This is a genomic window from Micromonospora sp. NPDC092111 (assembly GCF_044755745.1).
Lineage (GTDB): Bacteria > Actinomycetota > Actinomycetes > Mycobacteriales > Micromonosporaceae > Micromonospora.
In genome coordinates this window covers 140652-151353 of sequence record NZ_JBIVRQ010000009.1, presented here as the reverse complement: position 1 = coordinate 151353, position 10702 = coordinate 140652, and the positions used below count along the sequence as shown (strand labels likewise).

General features: G+C 71.8%; 12 protein-coding genes. 5 read left to right on the top strand and 7 right to left on the bottom strand.

The features are described 5' to 3' along the window. Positions 1–45: 45 nt before the first annotated feature. The 4 genes from ACIQG9_RS19195 (at position 46) to ACIQG9_RS19180 (ending at position 4422) form a co-directional block, all read left to right on the top strand. Complete coding sequence (locus ACIQG9_RS19195; protein WP_400404074.1) at positions 46–1056, top strand: 3-oxoacyl-[acyl-carrier-protein] synthase III C-terminal domain-containing protein; 1011 nt, start codon at positions 46–48, stop codon at positions 1054–1056. 71 nt (positions 1057–1127) lie between these two features. Next, the gene (locus ACIQG9_RS19190) at positions 1128–1361 is read left to right on the top strand and encodes an acyl carrier protein (RefSeq protein ID WP_400404071.1); all 234 of its coding nucleotides are present in this window, start codon (positions 1128–1130) and stop codon (positions 1359–1361) included. Beyond that, a complete protein-coding gene (locus tag ACIQG9_RS19185) occupies positions 1358–2263 on the top strand; it encodes a thiamine pyrophosphate-dependent dehydrogenase E1 component subunit alpha (RefSeq protein ID WP_400404068.1) in 906 nt (301 codons plus the stop codon). Before ACIQG9_RS19190 ends, ACIQG9_RS19185 begins: the two co-directional genes overlap by 4 nt. Then, complete coding sequence (locus ACIQG9_RS19180) at positions 2260–4422, top strand: 2-oxo acid dehydrogenase subunit E2 (protein WP_400404065.1); 2163 nt, start codon at positions 2260–2262, stop codon at positions 4420–4422. The genes ACIQG9_RS19185 and ACIQG9_RS19180 overlap by 4 nt, the downstream gene beginning before the upstream one ends. 74 nt (positions 4423–4496) lie before the next feature. Here ACIQG9_RS19180 and ACIQG9_RS19175 read toward each other — a convergent pair whose 3' ends face one another. The 4 genes from ACIQG9_RS19175 to ACIQG9_RS19160 all read right to left on the bottom strand — a co-directional run bounded on the left by ACIQG9_RS19175 (position 4497) and on the right by ACIQG9_RS19160 (position 6562). Further along, entirely contained in the window at positions 4497–4991 is a 495-nt protein-coding gene (locus ACIQG9_RS19175) for a hypothetical protein (RefSeq protein WP_400404062.1), read from the bottom strand. A gap of 214 nt (positions 4992–5205) precedes the next feature. After that, positions 5206–5427, bottom strand: coding sequence for a helix-turn-helix domain-containing protein (locus ACIQG9_RS19170; protein ID WP_400404059.1), 222 nt, complete (start codon positions 5425–5427; stop codon positions 5206–5208). 28 nt (positions 5428–5455) lie between these two features. Continuing rightward, positions 5456–5830, bottom strand: a complete 375-nt coding sequence (locus tag ACIQG9_RS19165) for a hypothetical protein (RefSeq protein ID WP_400404057.1) — start codon at positions 5828–5830, stop codon at positions 5456–5458. Positions 5831–5902: 72 nt separating this feature from the next. After that, the gene (locus tag ACIQG9_RS19160) at positions 5903–6562 is read right to left on the bottom strand and encodes a TetR/AcrR family transcriptional regulator C-terminal domain-containing protein (protein ID WP_400404054.1); all 660 of its coding nucleotides are present in this window, start codon (positions 6560–6562) and stop codon (positions 5903–5905) included. Positions 6563–6791: 229 nt separating this feature from the next. Here ACIQG9_RS19160 and ACIQG9_RS19155 point away from each other — a divergent pair, with 229 nt between their 5' ends. After that, the gene (locus ACIQG9_RS19155) at positions 6792–7994 is read left to right on the top strand and encodes a DUF418 domain-containing protein (RefSeq protein ID WP_400404052.1); all 1203 of its coding nucleotides are present in this window, start codon (positions 6792–6794) and stop codon (positions 7992–7994) included. 58 nt (positions 7995–8052) lie between these two features. Here ACIQG9_RS19155 and ACIQG9_RS19150 read toward each other — a convergent pair whose 3' ends face one another. From ACIQG9_RS19150 to ACIQG9_RS19140, 3 genes are all read right to left on the bottom strand, one after another. Then, the gene (locus tag ACIQG9_RS19150) at positions 8053–8946 is read right to left on the bottom strand and encodes an AraC family transcriptional regulator N-terminal domain-containing protein (RefSeq protein WP_400404049.1); all 894 of its coding nucleotides are present in this window, start codon (positions 8944–8946) and stop codon (positions 8053–8055) included. Between the two features lie 430 nt (positions 8947–9376). After that, complete coding sequence (locus ACIQG9_RS19145) at positions 9377–10345, bottom strand: alpha/beta hydrolase (protein ID WP_400404046.1); 969 nt, start codon at positions 10343–10345, stop codon at positions 9377–9379. A gap of 46 nt (positions 10346–10391) precedes the next feature. Continuing rightward, positions 10392–10697, bottom strand: coding sequence for a putative quinol monooxygenase (locus tag ACIQG9_RS19140; protein ID WP_400404044.1), 306 nt, complete (start codon positions 10695–10697; stop codon positions 10392–10394). Positions 10698–10702 lie beyond the last annotated feature (5 nt).

The window sequence follows — 10702 nt, the reverse complement described above, 5'->3', positions numbered from 1 at the left end:
CCGGCAATGGTATGCATCCAAGGATCTGCGTGGGACGGGCAAAACATGGGCTTCGGGCTGGTGTCGTTCGGCGAGGCGCTCGGCGATCCGGTACCGGTGCCGGACGTGGTGGGGCAGTACACCGACGACCTGAACCGGGTCCTCGGGTACGGCTACCGCCAGGTGCACCGCAGCGCGCCGGAGGTGGGCCTGACCGACCTCGCCGAGCGGGCCGCCCGGCAGGCCCTCGACGCCGCCGGGCTCGCCGCCGCGGAGGTGGACCTGCTGGTGCTGGCCGTCACCGACCTCACCGAGTACCTCTACTGGGACGCCGCCGCCGACCTGGCGTACCGGCTCGGCGCGGTCAACGCCGAAGCGGTGCTGCTCACCCAGGCGTGCACCACGGGTGTGCTCAGCTTCGACACCGTCGCGGGGAGGTTCGCCACCCACCCGCGCTACGCCAGCGCCCTGGTGGTGGCCGCGAACCGGACCTGTGAGGCGTACTGGAACCGGATGGACACGCAGCCGATGGTCTTCTCCGACGGCGCGGTCGCCACGGTGGCCCGGCGCGGCCATCCCCGGCTGCGCTGGCTCGCCACGGAGGCCGCCACCGACGGCCGCTACGCCGCGTTCCACCGGCTCGACGTGGGCGGCGCGGCGGCACCCTTCGGCCCTGGTGCCGAGCTGCCTGCGGTACGCGACGGGTGGGACGTGATGGAGTTCTTCGACTACGACGCCGAGCAGTTCGCGCAGTTCGCCCGGGACCTCGACGAGCGGGCCGTGCGGGTCACCGAGCGGGCCTGCGAGCGGGCGAACGTCACGGTCGCCGAGCTGGCGCGGCTGATCATGGTCAGCGACAACGAGCGGGCCATGGCGTCCCTGGCGCGGGCGCACGGGGTGCCGCTGGCGCGTACCAACCGGGAGTTGGCGGCCGCGCACGGGCATCTCGGTGCGGCGGACCAGCTTTTCGGGCTGAGCCGCCTGCTCGCCGCCGGTGAGCTCGGCGAGGGCGACCGGGTCGCGCTGATCTCGCTGGGCCGGGGCATGCACTGGGCCTGTACCCTCGTCGAGGTGTAGGCATCGATCGCCCGATCGGTTCTGCCGGCGCGCCACCGCTGCCCGATATCCGCTCTGGGAAGGGACACCGGATGTCCAGTCGCCTGGTGCGGCTCGTCGCCCACGTGCTGGAGTTGCCGGTCGACCAGGTCGACGCGCAGACCGGTCCGGCGACCACCGCGGCCTGGGTGAGCCTGCGCCACCTGCACATCGTCGCGGCGGTCGAGGACGCGTACGGGATCGAGGTCACGCCACGGGAGATCCGGGCCGTCCGGTCGGTGGCGGACCTGCGCGAGTTGCTCGCGCGGCGGGGCGTCGAGGAATGACCTCCGCCGCGCCGTCTCCGCTCGGCGACGCCGACCTCGGCACCGGGCTGCTGATCCGCCGCTTCGAGGAGGAGCTGCTCCGCCTGTACGCGGCCGGCCACGTCAGCGGCACCACCCACACCTGCCTCGGCCAGGAGTACATTCCGGTCGCGCTGGCCCCGCTGCTGACCGGGGACTTCGTGTTCAGCAACCACCGGGGGCACGGGCACTACCTGGCCCACTGCGCCGACCCGGACGGCCTGCTCGCGGAGCTGCTCGGCCGGGAGGGCGGGGTGTGCCGTGGGCGCGGTGGCAGCCAGCACCTGCGCCGGGAGCGGTTCCTGTCCACCGGCGTGCAGGGGGAGAGCCTGCCCGCCGCGGTCGGCGTGGGGCTGCACCTCAACCGCACCGGGCAGGACGGGATCGTGGTGACCTACATCGGCGACGGCACCTGGGGCGAGGGCGCGGTCTACGAGGCGCTCAACATGGCGAAGCTGTGGCGGGTGCCGCTGCTGGTCGTGGTCGAGCACAACCGGATCGCCCAGTCCACCCCGACCACCGCGCAGCTCGCCGGGAGCATCGCCGGCCGGGTCGCCGGGTTCGGGATCACCGTCAGCGAGTCGGATTCGCTGGACCTCAACGAGGTGCGGGCCGACGCCGCGCCGCACATCGAGCGGGTCCGCGCCATCCGGCAGCCGCACGTGCTGGTGCAGCACACGGTCCGGCTCGGCCCGCACAGCAAGGGCGACGACACCCGCCCGGCCGACGAGCTCCGCCGGCTGCGCCACCTCGACTGGCTGGAGCGGTACGCGGCGGCGTACCCGGCACAGTTCGAGGCCGCCGACGCGCGAGCCCGGCAGCGGGTCGCGGAGGTCTCGGCCGCGGCGCTGGCCCGGCCCCTGGTGGGCGGAGGCGTGGTGTGACGCGCGCCGAACGGATGAGCCAGAACCTCAACCGGGCCCTGCACGAACTGTTCGCCGCCGACGAGCGGGCCTGGTTGTTGGGCGAGGACGTCGTCGACCCGTACGGCGGCGCCTTCAGGGTCACCCAGGGCCTGTCGACGGCCTACCCGGACCGGGTGCTGTCGACGCCGTTGAGCGAGAACGGCATCACCGGCGTCGCGGGTGGTCTGGCGCTCTGCGGTGACACGGTCATCGTCGAGATCATGTTCGGCGACTTCGTCGGCCTCGCCTTCGACCCGATCATCAACTTCCTCACCAAGTCCGTCGCCATGTACGGCGAGCACACCCCGATGCGGGTCGTGATCCGGTGCCCGGTCGGCGGTGGGCGGGGCTACGGCCCGACGCACAGCCAGAGCGTGCAGAAGCACTTCATCGGCATTCCGCACCTCGCACTCTTCGAGCTGTCGCCGCTGCACGACGCGGCCGACGTGCTCGCCGCCGCGCTGCGCCGCGACGAACCGGCCATGCTGTTCGAGGACAAGATCCTTTACACCCAGCGGCGGTACCTGGACAACCGCGTCGACGACCGCCTTGTCTTCGAGCTGCTGGGCGCGGACCGTAACTGGGCCCGCGTCCACGACCCGGCTGCCGCCGCCGCGCCGACGCTGGTCATCGCGCCGGGCGGGGTCGCCAACCGGGCGATCGCCGCCGCCCGGACGGCCGGGGAGCGGGGGCGCAGTGTCGAGGTGCTGGTCCCCGCCCGGCTCTACCCCTTCGACGTCGACGGTGTGCTCGGCCTGCTCGACGGTGCGGACGGCGTGATCGTCGCCGAGGAGAGCACGGCTGGCGGCACCTGGGGCAGCGAGGTCGCCACCCGGCTCCACGCCGCCGCGTGGCCGCTGCTGCGTCGGCCGGTCGAGCTGGTCAGCTCGGCTGCCAGCATCATTCCGTCGGCGCCGCACCTGGAACGGGCGGTCCTGCTCAGCGCGGACACGATCCTGGACCGGATCATGCGATCCGTCACGGGCGGGTCCGCCGGGTCGGGACCGGCGAGTGGCGATCGGGCCGCGCCGTCACGGGCAACGCCCGGCGCGGTGGCGGCGCAGGCGCCGGTGGTGGCGCGCGCTGGCGAGGCGGCCACGGAGCCGTCCCGCCCTGGCGCGGCTCCGGCTCCCCGCGCCGGTTCGCCGCTGACCCGGTTGCGCCAGGCGCGGGCGGCGGAGCCGGGCGTCGCGGTGCGCGTACCCAGGCTCAACAACAACGACGACCGGTACGTGCTGCTGGAGTGGCTGGTCGCGCCCGGTGCCACCGTCGAGATCGGACAGGCGATCGCGGCGGTCGAGACCTCCAAGGCGATCGAGGAGCTGGCGGCGACGCACCCGGGCGTCCTGCGCCAGGACCTCGCCGCCGGGGCCGACTGCGTCCCGGGCTCGACCATCGGCTACGTCCTGTCCGCCGGTGCCGTCCCTGCTGCGGCGCCCCCGGTCGCCGAGCCGTCCGTGGTGACGCCACCGGCGCTGCCGGGACGGCCGTTGCCACCGTCGCAACGCCGCATCGTCGACGTGGTGGAGACCTCCCACCGGGAGATCCCGGTCGCCTTCACCGCCGTGCGGGTCGACGTGACCGCCGCCCTCGCCCACGCGCGCCGGGCCGCCGACGAGTCCGGCGCCGAGGTCAGCCTGACCGAGGTGGTCATCGCTGCCGTGGCCAGCTTGCACGAGCGGTTCCCTGCCCTCTACGCCCAGCTCACCGGGGACGGCCGGGTCCTCGACGCGGCACAGCCGTCGGTCGGGCTCACCGTGGACGTCGGCACCGGGTTGTTCCTGCCGGTGATCCGCGACGCGGCGAAACTGAACCTGGGCGACCTCGCCGACACCGTGGTCGAGTTGCGGATGAAGGCGCTGCGCAACCGGCTACGCGAGGACGACATGACCGGGATGAACTTCCTGGTCGCGCTCAACGACACCCCCGGCGTGATCTATGCCCAGCCGATCATCCCGCCGGGCGTCACCTGTGCCCTGTCGGTGCCCGACGTGCACCGCGAGGTCGTGCTGGACGTCGGCGGTGAGGTGCGCGAGCGGATGACGGCGGACCTCGGGTTGGCCTACGACCACCGGCTGGTCAACGGGGCGCAGGCCGGGGCGTACCTGGCCGCGCTCAGCGCCGCCCTGCAACGGTGATCTCCGGGGTGTGCCAGCACCACCACGTCCCCGCCGTGCTCCGAGGGTGACCGGCGGCGGACGGCCCCGCGACACTAGTTGCTGGAGAACGTCCACAGCAGAGTGTGCCACTCTGAGCTGGAGTCGTATCGCACTCCGCCGTAGACCCACTTCTTGGTGTCTTCCACCCAGTCGAAATTGCACTTGGCCCAGGTGCCGGCCCCGTGGAGGTTGCGGCACCACCGTCCCGAGACATCGCCCGCATCGGGGGTGGAGACCGAGCCCATTGCCGAGTTGCCGTCGCTGCTGCCATCCCAGACATAGACGATGTCGCCCGCGTACTTGATGCAGACGACGGTGTAGTGGGTGAGTTCCTGTACGCACTTGTCCACGTCGCCGGGCGTGCCCACCGCGGCTCCGGTCTGACACGAGACGATGCCCCTGGAGCACCAGTCGAAGTAGTTGTCGTAGGCCCAGCTCGCCGACGGGAAGGCGAAGACCGCGGCACCGGCAGCGACAGCGCACACCGCGGTACGGGATGCTGTTCTGCGTCCGAGGGTGGACGGGGTGAGCCGGTTCTTTTCGAACATGGTGCTCCTTCGCGTGCTTCTCCGGTCTGGCCTTGTGGTCAGACAGCGAACTGCGAGGAAATGAGTTCCCCCGCGTCCTTATCGGACACTTCTGGTTCCGTGCCTCGATTGTCGTCCGGCGCCAGATCGGGGAGCTGGATGAACTGCACCCGCTGGCTTCAGTTCGATAATCATTCGGACAAGGAGCACGCTATGCCGCGACATCCTGCCGGAGCTACCGTGCACGATGCGCAGATTCCGCACCGGGTGGTGCACGGTGCCCACTCACCGCGCGCAGGGCGTGGACGACGTCATGGATGCCCGACCCGGTCGTCAGCAGGTCGCGGTTGAGCAGGCGCTCGGCGACCCGCAGGCGGGCCCGGACGGTGTTCCGGCTCACGCCCAGCAGCGCGGCGGTCCGCTGGGCGTCGGTGTTGGCCTCGATCCAGGTCCGCACGGTGCGGTGCAGGCCACGATGCTCCGCCTCAACGAGGGGTCGGAGGAAGGTTTCCGCCCACGTCGTCGCGGGCCGGGTGCGGAGCAGCCCGCCCAGGGTCGGCGTGGCCTGCGGGGTGTCGCCCGGGTTCGGCGGGAGACCGCTGGGGAGACTGCTGTGCGACCTGCGCCGTGACCGCGGCCAACCGTCCCGCAGCCAGCCGCCGCAACTGCTCGTCCAAGGCGTCGAGGATGGGCCGGCGGAACCCGGCCGTCGCCGCCTCGACCGTGGACGTGCCACCGACCCAGGCGACCTCTGCCCCGATTCGCCGCCCCAGCCAGTGCAGCACCTCACCGAGCGTCCCCTGCCGTCGTACCACCCGCAGCAGCTCGGCAAGATCCTCGGCACACCCCGGAGCCCGCACGGTCACACCTCCCGACCCAGGCCGACGACGTCGGCGTTCTGGGCAGTATGGGGTGCCGTGCCCGGTCTGGGGCTACCCGGGCGGTGTGCCGCCGGGGGATGGGAGGAGGCCGGCGAGCATTCCGCGGAGCCCGAACTCGAACCAGGTGTCGAGGTCGGTGTCGGGATCGGTCTGGCTGGCCGCGGTCAGCCATGGCCGCCGTTGGAGGCGGCCGGTCCGTTCCAGTCGGCGGCGGGTTGCCGAGCGCCAGGCGCGGGAGTCGGTGTCGGCCGAACCGGGTCCGATGAGCAGGGCCATGCCCTGCACGTAGCCGCTGAGGACGAGGTAGGCCCGGTAGGCGTCGGCGGGACTGAATCCGGCATCGACGAGTACCGCCACGACGCGGTCGACCATGGCCAGGACGGCCGGGCCGGTGGGTGGCCGGTCGGTGGCGAGCACCCTCAGCAGCCACGGGTGGCGCCGGTACATGGCCCACTCGTCCCGGGCGAGTTGTGCCAGCTCGGCCCGTGCGCCGTCCGGCCGTGGGGCGTGGCGAGGGCGGTGCGCGTCGATGACCTGCTCGGCCATGGCGCCGAGCAGGTCGGCGCGGTTGCGTACCTGCCGGTACAGAAGATGGACGGGGATACCGGCGCGATCGGCGAGGAGCCGGACGGAGATGGCGTCCAGGCCCAGCTCGTCGGCGAGGTCGACCGCGAGGGCCACCAGGCCGACGCCGTCGTACCGGGGAAGCACCGGGGCCTTACGGGAGGAGGTGGCTGGTCCGTCGTCCCGACGTCTGCGGTATGCGCGTGCCTGGCAGCGGCGTGAACAGTACCGGCGTGGCCGTCCTCGGCCGACGGCGACGGGCAGGTCGGACCCGCACTCGGCGCAGCTCATGGTGGACCCCCGGCCATTTTCGTCACGACAGGACGTGTGACGAAAATACTTCACGGCGGACGGCGGCGGTCGGAGGCTTACCGCCATGAATGTGATCCGATCTGACCGGCAGGGCCACCGCCGACCGGGATCGTCGTCCGAGGACACCGGGACCGACGGCGCCCGGATCAACGTGGTGGACGCGTTGCGGGGGAGCGCGCTGCTGCTCATCCTGCTGGTGAACGTCGCGTTCTTCAGCTCCGGGTTCGACTTCCACCTGGTCGACGATCCGGCGCGCGGCGCGCTCGACCTGCTGGTCGCCGGCCTGGTGGAGCTGTTGTTCGCGATGAAGGCGTACCTGCTGTTCTCGTTCCTGTTCGGCTACAGCTTCACCCTGCAACTCGACTCCGCGGCCCGACGTGGGGTGGCCTTCGGTCCGGCGTTCCTGCGCCGGCTGTCCGGGTTGTTCGTCCTCGGCGTGCTGCACGCGGTGCTGCTGTTCCACGGCGACATCCTCACCACGTACGCGCTGCTCGGTCTCGTGCTGTTCGCCGTCCGGCGGATCGAGACCCGCACCGCGCTGCTCGCCGCGGCGGCCATCGTGGGCGTGATCGCATTCGTGGTCGGGCTCGCCGCGGTCCTCGGTGCCACGCTGGTCCCGGACGAGGCTGCCGCGCTCACCGACGGCGCGCGTTCGACGCTTGCCCTGCGCGGCGGCCCCGGTGCTGTCGTCCTGGAGCACCTGCGCTCGATGCCGGCGATGCTCGGCGGCCTCGCCGTGCAGGGGCCGCTCGCCTTCGCCGCGTTCCTCGTCGGTCTCGCCGCCGGCAGGCATCAGCTCCTCGCCGCCGTGCCCGCCCACGGGACCCTGCTGCGTCGGTGCGAGCGGGTGGGGTATCCGGTCGGTCTGGCCGGTGCCATCGTGTTCGCGGTCGGCGGTGGCACGGCGAACCTGACCGGGCTGATGGTCAGCATCGTCACCGCGCCGTTCCTGGCCGCGGCCTACGCCGCGACCCTGCTGCGCCTGTTCACGCGATGGTCACGCGTCGCGGACGCGTTCGCGCCTGCCGGGCGGATGGCCCTGACGAACTATCTTGGCCAGTCACTCGTGTGCGTGCTCGTCTTCACCGGCGTCGGGCTGGGCCTGGTCGGCCGCACCGCACCGGCACAGACGCTGCTGATCGCACTGCTGATCTTCGTGACGCAGATGCTGGCCAGCTCGTGGTGGCTGCGGCGGTTCCGGTACGGCCCCGTCGAAGGGGTGCTACGCGCCTGGACCCACGGGAAGCGGACCGTCAGGTGGCGATAGGGCAGGATCGGCGAGCGATGAGGTTCGCCGATCCGGCGCGCTGGTGAGCCCGGCCTGGTCAGCGTGGGAGGGTGGAGACTGTGTGGAGACGGTCGGCGTCCCGGCTGGGCGGCGCGCCGAACTGGCGACGGTATTCGCGGCTGAACTGTGACGGGCTCTCGTAGCCGACGCGGCGGCTGACGCCGGCGATGTCGCTGGGGAAGTGGGCGAGCAGCAACCGGGCTTGATGGAGCCGGATCTGCTTCTGGTACTGGATGGGACTCATCCCGGTGACCGCCTGGAAGTTGCGGTAGAAGGCCGAGACGCTCATGCTGGCGAGCTGCGCCGCTACCTCGACGCGGAACGGCTGCCGGTAGTTGTCGCGGATCCACCGGATGGCCCGGGCGATGTGGATCAGGCTGCTGTCGGCCAGGCCGAGTTGGCGGACGACGGCACCCTGGTCGCCGACGATGAGCCGCCAGAGGATCTCGCGTTTGATCAAGGGGGCGAGCACGGCGATGTCGCGGGGTGTGTCGAGCAGCCGCAGGAGCCGGATGACGGCGTCGAGCAGCTCAGGGGAAGCGGTGCTGATGGCGAGGCCGGGTGGCGTCCCGGTGCCGATGTCCGGCAGCTCGGCCCGAGGCGCATGCAGGAGCAGGTCGGCGACGGTGGACGGGTCCAGGGTCAGCCCGACCCCCAGTCCCGGCAGGTCCGGACTCGCCTCGCTGAAATGGCTGGCCACCGGCAGGTCGATGGACGCGACGAGGTACTGCCCGGCCCGGTACTCGTGGACCTGGTCGCCGAGGGCGAACCGTTTGGCCCCCTGGGCGACCAGCGCCAGCACCTTGCCGTACGTCGTCGGCGTCGGCGGGTAGGGCTGCTCAGCCTTGAAGACCAGCACGTCCTCGATCGGCGTCCGCACGTCCGGTCGGGCGTGCCGGACGAGCAGGTCGCGTAACTCGTCAAGGGACATGAACGGGTCCCACCCCGGAACCGGTGTCGGCGACGGAGCCACCGCCGAGGTCGAGACCGGCCGGGCCGCTCAGGCGGTCCAGGTCGCCGGCGCAGGCGATCGCCTCCTCCCACGGCATCAGATGATCCCCGGGCGCGATGCGGGCCAGGTGGGGTGGGCGTCGACGAACTGCCAGATCTCGCGCAGCATGTGACCTTCCTCCGCAGCTCAGGATCATGAAACCACCGCCCGGCGCCGAAGATGTTGTCCAAAGCTCGCGATGTGTTGCACAAACCTGCTCGCCTACCGGGCGGCGGCACCGGAGACGCGCGCTGGCCGGCAGTCATCGTTCGCGGCGATCTCAGCCCAGTGGTCACGGACGGGATGCCGCGACCGGCGCGGGTGCCCTCGGCCGGCGCGACGCCGGTGGGGCGCCGGCCGGGGGTCCGGCTCAGTCCTTGGTGTCGGGGCTGGGGTTCAGGACTCGGGCGAGCCAGTCGGTCTGGGTGCGTCGGGCGGCGGCCGAGACGCGGACGTGCGGGAACAGTGCCGCGAATCCGTGGAAGCCGCCGGCCCACAGGTGCAACTCGGCCTGGCCGCCGGCGGCCCAGATCCGGGTCGCGTAGCTGACGTCCTCGTCGCGGAAGACCTCGGCGGTCCCGGCGTCGACGTAGGTGGTCGGCAGGTCGGAAAGGTCGTCCGCCAGCGCGGGTGAGACGTAGGCGGAGACGTTCTCCCCGGTGTGCTCGCCGAGGACGCTGCGCCAGCCGAATTCGTTCATCTCCCGGGTCCACACGCCGTCTAGCCCGCTGTACTGACGGCTGGAGGTGGTGGTGTTGCGGTGGTCGAGCATGGGGCACGACAGCAACTGGGCGGCGATGGCCGGGGTGCCACGGTCGCGAGCCATGAGGGTGACTCCCGCCGCCAGGCCCCCTCCGGCGCTGGCGCCGGCTACGACGATGCGGGCGGGGTCGATGCCGAGGTCCGCGGCGTTCTCGGCCACCCAGAGCAGGCCGTGGTAGCAGTCGTCGACCAGGGTCGTACCGGTTGCTTCCGGGGCCAGCCGGTACTCCACGGAGATCACCACGGCGCCGAATAGGTCGAGCCATTCCAGTGGGATGTCGATGTTCGAGAAGCGGTCGCCCCACATCATCCCGCCGCCGTGGATCCAGTAGACGCAGGGCGCCCCGGCGGCACGGTCGGTGGGGCTGAGGATGGACAGCGGGATCGGGGTTCCGTCGGCGGCGGGGACGGTGACCTCGCGCCGCTCGACCGCGCGGCCTTCCAGGTGGGTCTCGATCGACGGTTGTGGGTAGTGGCGTAGCTGTTCGATCGCCTCGGGGCCGAGGGGCGGCATGGGCGGCAGTTCGGCCAGCGGTACGAGCAGTTCGGGGTCGATGCCCGGTCGGGGGGAGTTCATCGGGATCCTTTCGGTGACACGGGTCGGGGTGATCGGGGCGGTCGGCTCAGAAGGTCGCCTTGCCGCCGACCGGCACCGCGTCGGTGTACGTCGACTCGCCGGCCAGTAGCGGCTGGAGCTTCGCGACCAGGGCCTGGGCCTGCTCGCTGGCGAAGAACGTGCTGTGCGCCTCGGCGCTGGTCCAGCCTTCGATCACGTGGACGACGTCGCGGTCGGAGGCCGAGCGGGACACCAGGAAGACGATGCAGTCCTCGTGGGGCAGGGACGGCGCGTTGAGCAACAGGTCGATCAGCTCGTCGGCCTTACCCGGCTGGGTGGTCATGGTGGCGTGGAAGCCGTGGCGGACAGTCATCGGGG

What these genes read in the sequence shown, in the direction of transcription:
- ACIQG9_RS19195 (WP_400404074.1), top strand. Translation starts at nt 46, where the DNA reads ATGGGCTTCGGGCTGGTGTCGTTCGGCGAGGCGCTCGGCGATCCGGTA.
- ACIQG9_RS19190 (WP_400404071.1), top strand. Translation starts at nt 1,128, where the DNA reads ATGTCCAGTCGCCTGGTGCGGCTCGTCGCCCACGTGCTGGAGTTGCCG.
- ACIQG9_RS19185 (WP_400404068.1), top strand. Translation starts at nt 1,358, where the DNA reads ATGACCTCCGCCGCGCCGTCTCCGCTCGGCGACGCCGACCTCGGCACC.
- ACIQG9_RS19175 (WP_400404062.1), bottom strand. Translation starts at nt 4,991, where the DNA reads ATGTTCGAAAAGAACCGGCTCACCCCGTCCACCCTCGGACGCAGAACA.
- ACIQG9_RS19155 (WP_400404052.1), top strand. Translation starts at nt 6,792, where the DNA reads ATGAATGTGATCCGATCTGACCGGCAGGGCCACCGCCGACCGGGATCG.
- ACIQG9_RS19150 (WP_400404049.1), bottom strand. Translation starts at nt 8,946, where the DNA reads ATGTCCCTTGACGAGTTACGCGACCTGCTCGTCCGGCACGCCCGACCG.
- ACIQG9_RS19145 (WP_400404046.1), bottom strand. Translation starts at nt 10,345, where the DNA reads ATGAACTCCCCCCGACCGGGCATCGACCCCGAACTGCTCGTACCGCTG.
- ACIQG9_RS19140 (WP_400404044.1), bottom strand. Translation starts at nt 10,697, where the DNA reads ATGACTGTCCGCCACGGCTTCCACGCCACCATGACCACCCAGCCGGGT.